Raw genomic sequence first — 14,667 nt, 5'->3', positions numbered from 1 at the left:
CGCCGCCCGGCAGCCGTACGCACAGGGGCCCGCGCCCCGTCCTTGCGGACGCGTGCGCGGGCCCCTGCCTCGTTCGGCCTTACGACAGGAACGAGTTGATCTCGATCGTCTCGTCACGGCCGGGGCCGACGCCGATCGCCGAGATCGGCGCGCCCGACATCTCCTCCAGCGCCTTCACATAGGCCTGCGCGTTCTTCGGCAGGTCGGAGAAGGTCTTCGCCTTGGTGATGTCCTCGGACCAGCCCGGCAGCATCTCGTACACCGGCTTCGCGTGGTGGAAGTCGGTCTGGGAGTACGGGAGCTCCTCGACGCGCTTGCCGTCGATCTCGTACGCGACGCAGACCGGGATCTGCTCCCAGCCGGTGAGGACGTCGAGCTTGGTGAGGAAGAAGTCCGTCAGGCCGTTCACGCGGGTCGCGTAGCGCGCGATGACCGCGTCGAACCAGCCGCAGCGGCGGTCGCGGCCGGTCGTCACGCCCCGCTCGCCGCCGATGCGGCGCAGCGCCTCGCCGTCCTCGTCGAACAGCTCCGTCGGGAACGGGCCGGCGCCGACGCGGGTGGTGTACGCCTTCAGGATGCCGATGACCCGGCTGATCTTCGTCGGGCCGACGCCGGCGCCGGTGCAGGCGCCGCCGGCGGTCGGGTTCGAGGAGGTGACGAAGGGGTACGTGCCGTGGTCGATGTCGAGCAGGGTGCCCTGGCCGCCTTCGAAGAGGACGACCTTGTCCTCGTCGAGGGCGTCGTTCAGCAGCAGGGTCGTGTCGGCGACGTAGCCCTTGATCTGGTCCGCGTAGGTCAGCAGCTCCTCGACGACCTGGCCGGCCTCGATGGCGCGGCGGTTGTAGAGCTTGGTGAGCAGCTGGTTCTTGACGTCGAGGGCCGCCTCGACCTTCTGGTGCAGGATCGACTCGTCGTAGAGGTCCTGGACCCGGATGCCGACGCGGTTGATCTTGTCGGCGTAGGTCGGGCCGATGCCGCGGCCGGTGGTGCCGATCTTCCGCTTTCCGAGGAAGCGTTCCGTCACCTTGTCGACGGTGATGTTGTACGGCGTGATCAGATGCGCGTTACCGCTGATCAGCAGCTTGGACGTGTCGACACCGCGCTCGTTGAGTCCGCTCAGCTCGGAGAGCAGGACCGCAGGGTCGACGACGACGCCGTTGCCGATGACCGGGGTGCACCCCGGCGAGAGGATTCCGGAAGGGAGAAGATGCAGCGCGTACTTCTGGTCGCCAACGACGACGGTGTGGCCGGCGTTGTTGCCGCCCTGGTAGCGCACCACATAATCGACGGATCCACCGAGCAGGTCGGTGGCCTTTCCCTTGCCCTCATCACCCCACTGAGCACCGAGCAGCACAAGTGCGGGCACAGGCGTACACCCCTTCCGGGCGGGGCATGTCCAACGTGCATGGATGGCGTTAGCGTGCGTGTTCACGCCTACGTCATCGCGCGTGCCGTCGGACCGGTGCCCCGGAATAGACGAAGCCCCTGGCGCAATAGCGCAAGGGGCTCTTGCACCGAGATGCTACCTGAGGAAGGACCGAGGTGTCGGCGCAGCCTTCTGGGGACTCTCCCGTGGACTCCGTTCGGGGGTACCCCCTGCTCGTGGTCATCGACCCGGTCGCGCGCAGTACGGACGGCGAGTCCGTGCGGATTGCGCGGGATGTGCTGAGTGCGGGGGCGGGGGCCGCGGGGGCGAAGATCTGCCTTCCGCAGGGGCCGGAGGAGTTCGCCAGGGCGCTGGCCCGGCGCGGTCAGCGGCGGCCGGTGGTGATCGGGGACGACCGGGCGCTGCTGCGGGTGGTGGGGCTGCTGCACAAGGAGCGGGAGCTGGGGCGGGTGCCGGTGGGCATGGTCCCGGTGGGCGCCTCGGCGTCGGTCGCGCTGAGCCGGGCGCTGGGCGTGCCCACGGACACGGTCGCCGCGGCGCGGACCGTCCTGGACGGCGGGGAGCGGGCCATGGACCTGCTGACCGACGACAGCGACGGGATCGTGCTCGGCGAGCTGCGGATCCCCTGCGGGGACATGCAGGAGCCGGACGGGTGCGGGCCGGGGGCGGTGGCCTGCCCGGTGCCGCAGGCGGGTCCGGGCGACGGCCATCGGCCCTGGTGGGCGCCGGCGGCGCGGACGGCCCGCACGGCGCTGGCGCTGCTGGCTCCGGCGGCGGGGCTGGGGCTCGGCGGGCGCCGCGAGGGGGTCTCCCCCGCTCGAACGCTGTTGAGAGCCTGGGGAAAGGTGCCGACGCACCGGCTGCGGATCGAGGCGGACGGGGTCGTACTGGCGGATCTGGACCGGCCGGTGCGGGCGGTTTCGGTGGTGCCCGGGGCGGCAGGGGGAGCGGGGACGGCCGGGGCGGCGGGGCTCGCCGGGGGCGGATACGACTTCGGCCCCGGTCCCGGTTCCGTCGACGGGTCGGGGGCCGGAACCCATGGGCTGGCCCAGATCGAGGTGCGTTGGCCGGGCGAGGCGCGGTCCGTACGGACGCGGGCGCGGACCGTGACGGTGTCCGGGGCGGACTTCCACTACCGGGCGGACGCGGTCGTGGGCGGGCCCGTCAGGACCCGCACGTGGACGGTGCAGGCGGGGGCCTGGCGGCTGACGGTGCCCCGGTGAGCGAGCCGTGCCGGTTCGACCGGGAGGCGCGGGGAGGTTCCGGGCCGGTCCGGTAGGCGTCGGCCCGGTGGTTCCCGGCGTCCTCGCGGTCAGCTCTCCTTGGTGTCGGCCCGCAGCTGATCGCGGTGGTTGCGCCAGCGCTCCATCATCCCGGTGAGCTCGCCCTGGATGAACTCGAAGAAGGCGAGGGTCTCGCCGATCCGGTGGCCCGCCGGGGAGGTTTCGCCGAGGCTTTCGATGCCGTCGCGCAGGGTGACCTCCCAGCGGGTGATGATGCTGTCCCGGCGGGTCAGGGCCTCGTACCACTGATCGCTGTGGACGCGGTAGCGGTCGCGGCGGGAGCCGGGCTCGCGTTCGCGGCTGACCATGTTGACCTGCGCGAGGTAGCGGACCGCGCCGGAGACGGCGGCGGGGCTGACCTGGAGGCGTTCGCCGAGCTCGGCCGAGGTCAGCACTCCGGAGTCGGAGGCCAGCAGGCAGGCGAAGACGCGGGCGGGCATCCGCGGCATTCCGGCGTCGACGAGCTGTGAGGCGAACCGTTCGACGAACGCGGAGATCGCCTCGGCGTCGCGGCTGCCCGCGTCCTGCCCCGTCTGCCGTGACTCCTGCGCTTTCTGCTGCTCCTGCTGGGCCATGTCCACATCCTCTCCCCTGATCACCACCGCGGCTCCAACTTTATACGCTTTCTTAACTTCACAAATTTGTGAATCTCCCGTACCTTCAAAATCATGACGCAGGAAATTTCTCCCTCTGCCGCGATCCGGGTGGCCGGGCTCCACAAGTCGTTCGGCCGGACCCGCGCGCTGGACGGCCTCGACCTCAGCGTCGAGGCCGGCGAGGTACACGGCTTCCTCGGGCCCAACGGCGCCGGGAAGTCCACCACGATCCGTGTCCTGCTGGGCCTGCTGCGCGCCGACGGCGGCACGGCCCGGCTGCTGGGCAAGGACCCCTGGCACGACGCGGTCGCGCTCCACCGCCGCATCGCCTACGTCCCCGGGGACGTCACCTTGTGGCGCAATCTCTCCGGCGGCGAAGTCATCGATCTGTACGGGAAGCTGCGCGGCGGGCTGGACACCGCGCGGCGGGCCGAGCTGCTGGAGCGGTTCGAGCTGGACCCGACCAAGAAGGGGCGTACGTACTCCAAGGGCAACCGGCAGAAGGTCGCTCTGGTCGCCGCCTTCGCCTCCGATGTGGACCTGCTGATCCTGGACGAGCCGACATCCGGGCTGGACCCGCTGATGGAGGAGGTCTTCCAGAGCTGCGTCGCGGAGGAACGCGACCGCGGGCGCACGGTCCTGCTCTCCAGCCACGTCCTGTCCGAGGTCGAGGCGCTGTGCGACCGCGTCAGCATCATCCGCAAGGGCCGGACGGTCGAGACCGGCTCGCTCGGACAGCTGCGGCATCTCGCCCGCACCTCCGTCGTCGCCGACCTGGCGGGCCCGCCCAACGGCCTCGCCCACCTGCCCGGCGTCCATGACATGGCCGGTCAGCCGATCGACGGCGGCCGGGGCCATCGCGTCAAGCTCCAGGTGGACACCGACCAGCTCGACGCCGTGCTGCGCTCGCTCAGCGCCTCCGGCCTGCGCAGCCTGACCAGTTCCCCGCCCACCCTGGAAGAACTCTTCCTGCGCCACTACCAGGACGAGCACCCGGCCGAGGTCTCCGGCGCGGGCGTACGCGGCGAGGAGGCGAGCGCGCGATGACCGCCGTCGCCGCCGCGGCCGACCTCGCCCCGGCCCGCGGCTCCCGCCATCTGGCCGGCACCGGCGCCCTGTTGCGCCTCGCGCTGCGCCGGGACCGGGTGATGATCCCGGCCTGGGTGCTGACCCTCGGACTGACCGTCGCCGGCATGGGCTCGTCCTACGAGGCGCTGTACGGCACCGCCGCCCGGCGCGCCGAACTGGCCACGTCGATGAACGCCAATGCCTCGCTGCGCGCCCTGTACGGCCCGGTCTTCAGCGACTCCATCGGCGGTCTGATCGCCTGGCGCATGGCCGGCTTCGGCGCGGTCCTCGCCGGGGTGATGAGCCTGCTGATCGTCGTCCGGCACACCCGCGAGGAGGAGGAGACGGGGCGTCAGGAGCTGCTGTCCGCGGCGATGGTGGGGCGCCGTGCGCCGCTGACGGCGGCCCTGCTCACCGCCCTGATGGCGAACGCCGCGCTCGCCGCCCTGATCGCGGGCGGGATGGCCGCGTCGGGCCGGCCGACCGGTGCGCCGGCTCTCGGGCTCGCCATCGGCGGCGCGGGCATGGTCTTCGCGGGTCTGGCCGCCATCGCCGCCCAGCTCACCGAGAGCGCCCGGCTGGCCAAGGGCCTGACCGGCGCGGTCCTCGGCCTCGCCTTTGCGCTGCGCGCCGCGGGCGACGCCGCCACCACCGGGGCGTCCTCACCGCTCATCTGGAGCTCGCCGGTCGGCTGGGCGGAGAACGTCCGCGCCTACGCCGACGAACGCTGGTGGGTCGTCCTCCTCTTCGCCGGCGCGACGGCCCTGACCGTCGCCGTCGCCTACGCCCTGACCGCCCGTCGCGACATCGGGATGAGCTTTCTGCCGGCCCGCCCCGGCCCGGCCCGCGCGCCCCGCTCGCTGAGCGGCCCGTTCGGCCTGGCCTGGCGCCTTCAACGCACCACCCTGCTGGGCTGGACGCTCGGCTTCGTGTGCGCCGGCGCCCTCTTCGGCGGTATCGCCAAGGGCGCCTCCGACCTGGTCGGGGACAATCAGCAGACGCTGGAGATCTTCAAGAGGATGGGCGGCCAACAGGGCCTGACCGACGCCTTCCTGGCCACGATGGTCGGCATGCTGGGCATGGTCGCCTCGGTCCACGCGGCCGGTTCGGTGCTCCGGCTGCGCAGCGAGGAGACCGGCGACCGCGCCGAACCGGTCCTGGCCGGCGCCGTCGGGCGGCTGCGCTGGGCCTGCGGCCATCTGGCCATCGCCTACCTCGGCACCGTCGTGATCCTCTCCGCCGGCGGGCTGGCCCTGGGCATCGGCTACGGCCTCACCGCCCATGACGTCGCCGGACGGCTCGGCCCGGTGCTCGGCGCCGCGCTCGCCCAGGTCCCCGCCGTCTGGACGCTCACCGGCGTGGCCGTCCTCGTCCACGGCCTGCTCCCGAAGGCCTCCACCGCCGTCTGGGCCGTGGTGGGCGGCTGTCTCGCGATCGGCTGGATCGGCCCGGCCCTGAACATCCCGCAGTGGGCGATGGACCTGTCCCCCTTCAGCCACCTGCCCAAGCTCCCGGGCGGCGAGGCCGTGGCGGCCCCGTTCGTCTGGCTGACGGCGCTCTCGGTCCTCTTGACGGCCGGGGGTCTGGCGGGCCTCCGCCGGCGGGACATCGGCTGACCTCGGGCCACCCCCAAGGCGCGCGCCGCCGGAGCCGTAGCGGACTCCGGCGGCGCACTGCGCTCTCGCGCTCCACAGCCTGTGGACAAAGATGCGTATCGCCCCGGCCGGACTCGTCCCCCGGGCCGGGCGCCGCCCCGAGCAGCCGTCAGCCCCCCGGCGTGACCAGCCGGGCCTCGTACGCGAACACCGCCGCCTGCGTCCGGTCGCGCAGCCCCAGCTTCACCAGGATCCGGCTCACGTGCGTTTTCACCGTGGATTCCGCGACGACCAGACGCTCGGCGATCTCGCCGTTCGACAGCCCCTGGGCGACCAGTACCAGGACCTCCGTCTCGCGTTCCGTCAGATCGCCGATGCGGTCCTGGGTGGGCGCGCGCGGCGTGCCCAGGCGGGAGAACTCGGAGATCAGGCGCTTGGTGACGGTGGGGGCGAGCAGCGCCTCGCCGGAGGCGACGATGCGGACGCCCTCGGCGAGCTGGCCGGCCGAGGCGTCCTTGAGGAGGAAGCCGCTGGCTCCGGAGCGCAGCGCTTGGTAGACGTATTCGTCCAGGTCGAAGGTGGTCAGCACCAGGACCTTGGCGTCCGCGTCGGCGGCCACGATCTCGCGGGTCGCCTCCAGGCCGTTCATCTCCGGCATCCGGATGTCCATCAGGACGACGTCCGGTGTGAGCTCGGCGACCTTCGCCACCGCCTGGCGCCCGTCGACGGCCTCGCCGACGACCTCGATGTCCGGCATGGCGTTGAGCAGGACGGAGAAACCCTCGCGGACCATCACCTGGTCGTCGACGATCAGTACGCGGATCATGCCGTGGTCTCCCCCGCCGTGTTCGTCGCCGTGTGCGCCACGGGAATGAACGCCGCGACCTCGAAGCCGCCGTCCTCGGTGCGGTCGGCCGTCATCTCGCCGCCCAGCATCTGCACCCGCTCGCGCATCCCCAGCACACCATGCCCGGCGCCCGGGGACGGCTTGGCCAGCCGGCTCGGGGCACCGTTGACGATCCGCAGGCCGATCCCGCCCAGGACGTAGGAGATCTCCACCCGGGCGTCGGCGCCCGGCGAGTGCCGCAGGGCGTTGCTCAGCGCCTCCTGCACGATCCGGTAGGCGGACAGCTCGACGCCCTGCGGCAGCGGCCTGGGCGCGCCGGTGATCACGGCCTCGACGGTCAGCCCGGCGCCGCGGACGCTGTCCAGCAGCGAGTCGAGGCTGGCCAGGGTCGGCTGCGGGGCCTCCGGGGCATTCTCGGCGAACGCGTCCGGGTCCTCGGAGCGGACCACGCCCAGGATGCGGCGCAGCTCGGTGAGCGCCGCCACGGCGTTCTCGCGGATCGTGGCGAAGGAGGTGGCCAGCTCGGGCGGGGTGTTCTCGACGCGGTACGGAGCGGCCTCGGCCTGGATGGCGATGACGGACATATGGTGCGCGACAACATCGTGCAGCTCGCGGGCGATGGTGGCGCGCTCCTCCAGGAGCGTGCGCCGGGAACGTTCCTCGGCCGTGGCGGTCTGTGTCTCGACGACCTGCCGGCGCTCCTCGCGCCAGGCCCGCACCGCGGCCGCGGCGGTCAGCACCAGCCCGGAGAAGACCGCCACCGGCGGCAGATCGCCCGCATTGGCGCTGACGACGGACGTCAGCACGGCCGCCACCGCGAAGGTGACCAGCCACATCTCCAGCGCCAGCCGTGCCCGGGTGCGCAGCACCACCAAAGTCATCACGGCGAGGTGGGTGAGATAGGCGATGGGCGAGGAGAGGCCGGACCCGCCCATCGCCAGGACGAACCCGATCATCGACAGCCAGAAGGCGCCCACCGGGCGGAAGAGGGTGACCACCGCCGGGACCGCCAGCAGCACGCAGACGACCACGCTGAACATGCCGTGCAACGGGCCCATCGTGTAACGCTCGGAGAAGGTCCCCAGGAAGACGCAGACGGCGAAGAACCCGACGATGGAGTGCGGCAGCCAGCGCGCCCAGCGCCGTAGCCGCTCCGGCATCCAGGGCACCCATCGGGCCACCTTGGCGTCCTCCAGCGGCGGCATCGGGTGGAAGGCAAAGGCATCGACGAACAGGTCCTGGCGCAGTCGATGCAGCGCGCCATGGGCTATCCGGGCCTCTGAGCCCAGAGTGTTCTGCGTCCGGGACCCCTGGGTCCGCTGGTTCGTCTGGTTCACACACACAACGGTAAGCAAAGCCCGCCTGCCGGGCGTCCGCTCCGGCGCGTATCTTCCCCGTCCCCCGCAGGTACTACGTCGATGCGGACGACGAGCGTGGGTCCACAAGGGCAAGGAGGTCCCGGCAGGCCGCGGCGCCCGGGGTGACCGGGGCGTAGTGGCCGATGCCGGGCAGTTCACGCAGGTCGGTCGCGGTCCGGGAGGCGGCGTAGCGGCGGGAGATCTCCAGCGGGACGTCCGGGTCGGCGGTGCCGTGCAGGATGGTGACGGGGATGTCGGCGGGCGGCTGACGGAGCGGGTCGGCGGCGGCGAGCCGTTGTGTGAAGCCGGGCCCTTCACCGCCGAGGAGCTCGGCGACCGCACCGCCGCTGAGGCCCAGCTCATGGGCGCGGGCGAGATCGGCGACCGGCGAGACCGCGAGGACGCGGGTGACCGGGGTGCCGGGGCGGGCGGCGGCGAGCAGGGCGAGATGGCCGCCCGCGGAGTGCCCGATCAGGACGAGGCCGCGGCCGGCATCGCCGGATGCGGCCGCACCGGCCCGCGAGCCGCCCACGCCCGCCTCGTGCGCCACCGCCTCGACCGCCGCCGCCACGTCCTCGAAGGTCTGCGGCGCGCCCCCGCCCGCCCCCACCCTGCGGTACTCCGCCAGCGCGACCGGCAGCCCCCGCCCGGCCAGCTCGGCGGCGAGCGGCGAAAGATGACGGCGGTCGTACGCGGCGCGCCAGAAGCCGCCGTGCAGCAGCACGACCGGCGGGCCGGAGCCCGCGCCCCACGGCCCGTACAGGTCCACCACCTGGTCCGGATGCGGCCCGTAGGCCACCGTCCGGTCCGGCGCCACCGGGGCGAGCCCCAGCAGCGCCGACTCCTCGTCCGGAGTGCTCACCTGCCGGCCCCGGCCACCGCCGGCTCCTCGGGCAGCGCCCGCAGCACCTCGCCCAGCACCCACGCCGCCCGCTCCGCATCCGCGAAGGAGGTGTAGAGCGGGGTGAATCCGAAGCGCAGCACATCGGGGTGACGGAAGTCGCCGACCACTCCGCGCCGTATCAGTTCGGCCATCACCTCGGCGGCGATGGGGGTACCGCCCCGCTCGACGGAGCCCGCGCGCATCGGGGAGCACGCCAGCGACACCTGGCTGCCGCGCCGGCCGTGGTCCTGCGGCGTGACGGACCGGACCCGGCCCGGCGGCACGTAGGCGGCGACGCAGTCGAGGAAGAAGTCGGTCAGGGCGAGGCTCTTGGTGCGGACGTCCTCGATCGAGACGCCGTCCCAGACGTCCAGCGCCGCCTCCAGGGCGAGCAGCGACAGGATGTCGGGGGTGCCGACCCGGCCGCGGACGATGCCGTCGGCGGGGGCGTAGTCGGGGGTCATCCCGAACGGCTCGGCGTGCGAGTTCCAGCCGGGCAGCGGCGAGTCGAAGCGCTCCTGGAGGCTCTCGCGCACATAGAGGTACGAGGGCGAACCGGGCCCGCCGTTGAGGTACTTGTAGGTGCAGCCGACGGCGAGATCGACGTGGTGCGCGTCCACCCCGACCGGCAGCGCACCGGCGCTGTGGCACAGGTCCCAGACGGCGAGCGCGCCGGCGGAGTGCAGCGCCGTCGTGATGCCGGGCAGGTCGTTGAGCTGCCCGGTGCGGTAGTCGACGTGGTTGACCAGCGCGAGCGCGGTCCGCTCGGTGACCTCGTCGGCGATCCGCGCGGGCTCGACCGGGCGCACCGCGAGACCGGTCATCCGGGCCGCTGACCTGGCGATATAGCCGTCGGTCGGGAAGGTCGTGGCGTCGACGAGGATCTCCGTGCAGCCCTTCCCGGCCATCCGGATGCCGCCGACCACGGCCTTGAAGACGTTGATGCTGGTGGAGTCGCCGACCACGACCCGGCCCGGCGCCGCCCCGATGAGCGGTGCGATCTTGTCGCCGATCCGCTCGGGCGCGGTCCACCAGCCGGATTCGTCCCAGGAGCGGATGCGCAGCTCGCCCCATTCGCGGGTGATGACATCCGCTATCCGGTCGGGCACCGCGCGGGGCAGCGCGCCGAGCGAGTTGCCGTCGAGGTAGACCGTGTCGTCGAGGACGAAGCGGTCACGGACCGTCGCGCCGAGCGGATCGGCGGCGTCCAGCTGACCGGCCCGTGCGGCGTGTTCGCGGGCCTGGGGGGCGGTGTTCTCGGGGGTCTCAGACATGGCTGCGCGCCGTCCACAGCTCGGGGAAGACGTTCTTACGGGCCCGCTTCTCCAGCCAGGCCACCCCCGCGGAGCCGCCGGTGCCCATCTTCGAGCCCATCGCCCGCCGGGTCGCGACCAGATGGTCGTTGCGCCATCGCCAGACCAGCTCGCCGACATCGGTCAACGCCTCGCCGAGACGGACCAGTTCGTCCTCCTGCGAGCCGGCGTAGATCTCGGCCCACACGGCCTCGACGGCCGGGTCGGGCTCGTAGCGCAGTTCCGGATCCCGCCGGAGTACGGCCTCGGGGACGGCGTGGCCGCGGCGCGCGAGCAGCCGCAGCACCTCGTCCCACAGGCTGGGCTCCTGGAGCGCCTTCTCCAGCTCGGCGTACTCGCGCGGCGCGCCGCGGTGCGGCACCAGCATCGATGCGGACTTCTCGCCCAGCAGGAACTCCATCCGCCGGTACATCGCGGACTGGAATCCGGAGCCCTCGCCGAGCGCGGCGCGGTAGCCGTTGAACTGCTCCGGGGTCAGCCGGGCGAGCGGCTTCCAGGCGGCGTTCAGCGCCTCCAGCTCGTAGGTGGAGCGGCGCAGCGCGTCCATCACGACCGGCAGGTCGTCGCGGCGCAGCGCCTCGGCGGCGGTGCCCCACTCGTGGACGATGACCGTGAACCACAGCTCCATGACCTGGGTGGTGACCAGGAAGGCCATCTCGCCGGGGTCGTCGGAGAGCGGGTGCTGCAGATGCGTGAGGACGCCCGCCTGGACGTAGTCCTCGTACGGGGTCGTGGTCGTGCTGCCGATGCTCAGATCGGGGGCGAACGTCGTCTGCGCCGTGGTTTCACGTGAAACAGTGCCGCCGCACAGGACGGGCGGGCCGGACGCTGCCGGAGAAATCGGAGAAGGCTGCGACATGAGGGACTCCTCAGGTGCGAACTACCGGGTAGCGGTCCGCTCCTTCCTTGTCGGCTCGGGAGCCCCGGTCCCCTCGGGCGCGGTACGAACCCCGCCCACCTGAAATCATCGGTGCTGTTCTCCGGCCGCGCAAGGGCCGACCGCGATCATGCGGCCGGCCCCTGGAGATCTCCGTCGGCCGTCGTCAGGACAGCGTGTCGGCCGCGGTCGGCGAAGAGTCGCGCAGGAACGCCGTGCAGCGCTCGTACTCCTCCTGCTCGCCGATCGTCTGCGCGGCGCGGGCGAGGGCGTGCAGCGCGCGCAGGAAGCCGCGGTTGGGCTCGTGCTCGAACGGCACCGGGCCGTGCCCCTTCCAACCGGCCCGGCGCAGCGCGTCCAGGCCGCGGTGGTAGCCGGTGCGGGCGTAGGCGTACGACTCGACGACGCGGCCTCCCTCGAACGCGTCGTCGGCGAGCTGCGCCCAGGCCAGCGAGGAGGTCGGGTACTTCGCGGCGACTTCGGAGGGCGCCGTGCCCGCGGCGAGCAGCTCACGGGGCTCGGGGTCGTCGGGCAGATGGGTCGGGGGCGGTCCCCCGAGGAGGTTCTCGTGAATGGCCATGTCTCAAGTCTGCCTGGTCCCCGGTCCGGCCCGCCCGACGGCTACCGTTCGCCCGGTCCCAGGGGCCGGGTCTCGCCCGGGTCCAGCGGCGGGGCGCTCATTCCGCAGTGGTACTGGCACTCCGGGTGACACCGCTCGGGAGCCTCGGGTTCGGCGCCGCGCAGCACATCGGTCCGTACGGTCAGCCAGGCGATCAGCGCCCCGACCAGCAGGATTCCCGCGCACAGCGGCATGGCGCGCCGGAAGGTGGCCGCGAACTCGTCCGCCGAGCGGTAGGCCTCCGGGGTCACGCCCGCGAGCAGCGGCAGCGCGGCGACCGCCAGCAGTCCCGCGGCCCGTGCCGCCGCGTTGTTGATGCCGCTGGCCAGGCCCGCCCGGTCCACATCCACCGCCGCCAGCACGGTCGAGGTCAGCGGCGCGACCAGCGTCACCATGCCGATGCCCAGCACCACCAGCGCGGGCAGCACATCGGCCGGGTACGACGCATGCTCGCCGACCCGCAGCATCAGCAGCATCCCGGCGGCGCACAGCACCGGCCCGACGGTGAGCGGGATCCGCGGCCCGATGCGCTGGCCGAGCTCCCCGGAGCGGGCCGACAGCAGCAGCATCAGCACGGTCGTGGGCAGCAGCGCCGTACCGGCCTGCAGCGCCGAGTAGCCCGCCACGACCTGGAGCTGGAGCACGGCGAGGAAGAAGAAGCCGCCGAATGCGGCGTAGACGCAGACCGTCACGGCGTTGACGGCGGTGAACTGCCGGATGGCGAAGATCTCCGGTGGCAGCATCGGGTCGGGGCGCCGCCGCTCGACGCGTACGAACACCGCCCCGAGCAGCAGACCGAGCACCCCCGGGATGATCACGCCGGGCGCGGCGCCCTGGCCCGGCGCCGCGATCAGCGCATACGTCACCCCGGCCAGCGCCAGCGCCCCCAGCACCGCGCCCGGGACATCGAACCCGTGCCGCTCGCGGGCATCCCGCTCCCGGGTCTCGGGGACGTGCCGCAGCGCCACCGGCACACAGACCGCGGCCAGCGGCACATTCAGGAAGAACACCCAGCGCCAGCCCGGCCCGTCCACCAGCCAGCCGCCGATGAACGGCCCGACCGCCGCGGCCACCCCGCCCAGCCCCGACCAGGCGCCGACCGCCCGCGCCCGGTCGTCCGGATGGAAGACGGCCTGCATCAGCGCCAGCGAACCCGGCGTGAGCAGCGCCCCGCCCACGCCCTGCAGCGCACGGGCCGCGATCAGCACCCCGGCGTTGGGCGCCAGCCCGCACAGCAGCGAGGCCGCCGCGAACCACACCACGCCGATGACGAAGACCCGCCGCCGCCCGTACAGGTCGCCCAGGGAGCCCCCCAGCAGGATCAGCGAGGCGAGGGTGAGCATGTACGCGGAGACCGTCCACTGCAGGACGCCCAGGTCGGCGTTGAGGTCGCGGCCGATGGTGGGCAGCGCGACATTGACGACCGTGCTGTCGAGCATCGCCATGCCGGATCCCAGCACGGCCGTCGTCAGCACCCATCGGCCCTGCGCCGAGGTCAGCCGGATCCCGCCGGGCACGCTCGGTTCGCTCATACCGTGAGCATGCCCGCCTCGATGCCCGCTTGCCCGGCGGAACGCAGCAGGGCCCCGCATCCGGGAGGATGCGGGGCCCTCGGACCTCGGCGGACAGCGGCCGCCGCGGCCTTACTTGATCTTGGTGCCCGTGGAGCGCAGGTTGGCGCAGGCCTCGGTCACGCGCTTGGCCATACCGGCCTCGGCCAGCTTGCCCCAGCTGCGCGGGTCGTAGGTCTTCTTGTTGCCGACCTCGCCGTCGACCTTCAGCACACCGTCGTAGTTACGGAACATGTGGTCCGCGACCGGACGCGTGAAGGCGTACTGGGTGTCGGTGTCCAGGTTCATCTTGACCACGCCGTTCTCCAGCGCGGTGGCGATCTCCTGCTCGGTGGAGCCGGAGCCGCCGTGGAAGACGAAGTCGAACGGGGCGGTCTTGCCGTACTTGGCGCCGACGCCCTGCTGGAGGTCCTTGAGCAGCTCGGGGCGGAGGACGACATTGCCCGGCTTGTACACGCCGTGGACGTTGCCGAAGGAGGCGGCGAGCAGGTAGCGGCCCTTCTCGCCCAGGCCCAGCGCCTCGGCGGTGCGCAGCGCGTCGTCGACCGTGGTGTAGAGCTCGTCGTTGATCTCGTGGGTGACGCCGTCCTCCTCGCCGCCGGTCGGGGTGATCTCGACCTCGAGGATGATCTTGGCGGCGGTGGCCTTGGCGAGCAGCTCCTGGCCGATGGCCAGGTTGTCCGCGAGGGTCTCGGCCGAGCCGTCCCACATGTGGGACTGGAAGAGCGGGTTCAGGCCCTTGGCGACGCGCTCCGCGGAGACGTCCAGGAGCGGGCGGACATAGCCGTCGAGCTTGTCCTTGGGGCAGTGGTCGGTGTGCAGCGCGACGGTGATGTCGTACTTGGCCGCCACGACGTGCGCGAACTCGGCGAGCGCCACGGCGCCCGTCACCATGTCCTTGTTGTACTGGCCGCCCAGGAACTCCGCACCACCGGTGGAGATCTGGATGATGCCGTCGCTCTCGGCCTCGGCGAAACCACGCAGCGCTGCGTGCAGAGTCTGCGTCGAGGTCACGTTGATGGCCGGGTAGGCGAACTTGCCTGCCTTCGCCCGGTCGAGCATCTCGTTGTAGACCTCAGGAGTTGCGATGGGCATCTGTCCGCTCCTTGTGTATGCGGGTGTGCGTTCTTGGCCCTGACCAGGGGGCGAGGACTTCGCCGGGGCCATCTTCCCAGACTCGGTGGGTAGCTCCACATCGCCCATCCGGCCTTCACGCGAAAGGGCGGCCGGTTTCACGTGAAACCAACCGCCCTCTATGAAAGTCGCAGAT

The 14,667-nt window shown here is 72.4% G+C and carries 13 protein-coding genes; 3 read left to right on the top strand and 10 right to left on the bottom strand.

Annotated elements, in window-relative coordinates; translation table 11 throughout:
- Positions 1-79 precede the first annotated feature (79 nt).
- Positions 80-1,366 (bottom strand): adenylosuccinate synthase, encoded by a 1,287-nt coding sequence (locus tag ACIGWZ_RS37800; RefSeq protein ID WP_400072308.1) that lies wholly within the window; start codon positions 1,364-1,366, stop codon positions 80-82.
- 206 nt (positions 1,367-1,572) lie between these two features.
- Between ACIGWZ_RS37800 and ACIGWZ_RS37795 the strand changes: the two genes are divergently transcribed.
- Positions 1,573-2,610 carry a diacylglycerol kinase family protein gene (locus ACIGWZ_RS37795; protein ID WP_400072306.1) on the top strand — a complete coding sequence of 346 codons (1,038 nt, stop codon included), beginning with the start codon at positions 1,573-1,575 and terminating at the stop codon, positions 2,608-2,610.
- Positions 2,611-2,699: 89 nt separating this feature from the next.
- Here ACIGWZ_RS37795 and ACIGWZ_RS37790 read toward each other — a convergent pair whose 3' ends face one another.
- A complete protein-coding gene (locus tag ACIGWZ_RS37790) occupies positions 2,700-3,245 on the bottom strand; it encodes a GbsR/MarR family transcriptional regulator (protein WP_400072304.1) in 546 nt (181 codons plus the stop codon).
- A 93-nt stretch (positions 3,246-3,338) separates the two neighbouring features.
- Here ACIGWZ_RS37790 and ACIGWZ_RS37785 point away from each other — a divergent pair, with 93 nt between their 5' ends.
- Positions 3,339-4,313, top strand: a complete 975-nt coding sequence (locus ACIGWZ_RS37785) for an ATP-binding cassette domain-containing protein (protein ID WP_400072302.1) — start codon at positions 3,339-3,341, stop codon at positions 4,311-4,313.
- Positions 4,310-5,950, top strand: coding sequence for an ABC transporter permease (locus ACIGWZ_RS37780; RefSeq protein WP_400072300.1), 1,641 nt, complete (start codon positions 4,310-4,312; stop codon positions 5,948-5,950). Before ACIGWZ_RS37785 ends, ACIGWZ_RS37780 begins: the two co-directional genes overlap by 4 nt.
- Before the next feature lie 148 nt (positions 5,951-6,098).
- On the opposite strand, the gene ACIGWZ_RS37775 is transcribed toward ACIGWZ_RS37780, so the two are convergent.
- The 8 genes from ACIGWZ_RS37775 to fbaA all read right to left on the bottom strand — a co-directional run bounded on the left by ACIGWZ_RS37775 (position 6,099) and on the right by fbaA (position 14,492).
- On the bottom strand, positions 6,099-6,755 hold the full coding sequence (locus ACIGWZ_RS37775; RefSeq protein ID WP_400072298.1) for a response regulator: 657 nt from the start codon (positions 6,753-6,755) through the stop codon (positions 6,099-6,101).
- Positions 6,752-8,119 (bottom strand): sensor histidine kinase, encoded by a 1,368-nt coding sequence (locus ACIGWZ_RS37770; protein WP_400072296.1) that lies wholly within the window; start codon positions 8,117-8,119, stop codon positions 6,752-6,754. The genes ACIGWZ_RS37775 and ACIGWZ_RS37770 overlap by 4 nt, the downstream gene beginning before the upstream one ends.
- Positions 8,120-8,186: 67 nt before the next feature.
- Positions 8,187-8,996 (bottom strand): alpha/beta hydrolase family protein, encoded by an 810-nt coding sequence (locus ACIGWZ_RS37765; protein ID WP_400072294.1) that lies wholly within the window; start codon positions 8,994-8,996, stop codon positions 8,187-8,189.
- Complete coding sequence (kynU, locus tag ACIGWZ_RS37760; protein WP_400072292.1) at positions 8,993-10,291, bottom strand: kynureninase; 1,299 nt, start codon at positions 10,289-10,291, stop codon at positions 8,993-8,995. Before kynU ends, ACIGWZ_RS37765 begins: the two co-directional genes overlap by 4 nt.
- A complete protein-coding gene (locus tag ACIGWZ_RS37755) occupies positions 10,284-11,189 on the bottom strand; it encodes a tryptophan 2,3-dioxygenase family protein (protein ID WP_400072290.1) in 906 nt (301 codons plus the stop codon). Before ACIGWZ_RS37755 ends, kynU begins: the two co-directional genes overlap by 8 nt.
- A 184-nt stretch (positions 11,190-11,373) precedes the next feature.
- The gene (locus ACIGWZ_RS37750; protein WP_400072289.1) at positions 11,374-11,787 is read right to left on the bottom strand and encodes a DUF3151 domain-containing protein; all 414 of its coding nucleotides are present in this window, start codon (positions 11,785-11,787) and stop codon (positions 11,374-11,376) included.
- A 41-nt stretch (positions 11,788-11,828) separates the two neighbouring features.
- Complete coding sequence (locus tag ACIGWZ_RS37745; protein WP_400072287.1) at positions 11,829-13,358, bottom strand: MFS transporter; 1,530 nt, start codon at positions 13,356-13,358, stop codon at positions 11,829-11,831.
- Positions 13,359-13,469: 111 nt separating this feature from the next.
- On the bottom strand, positions 13,470-14,492 hold the full coding sequence (gene fbaA, locus ACIGWZ_RS37740; RefSeq protein WP_400072285.1) for a class II fructose-bisphosphate aldolase: 1,023 nt from the start codon (positions 14,490-14,492) through the stop codon (positions 13,470-13,472).
- Between the last annotated feature and the right edge of the window lie 175 nt (positions 14,493-14,667).

The sequence above is a fragment of the Streptomyces sp. NPDC053427 genome, from assembly GCF_044544985.1.
Classification (GTDB): Bacteria; Actinomycetota; Actinomycetes; order Streptomycetales; family Streptomycetaceae; genus Streptomyces.
This window is presented reverse-complemented; position numbering and strand designations above follow the sequence as displayed.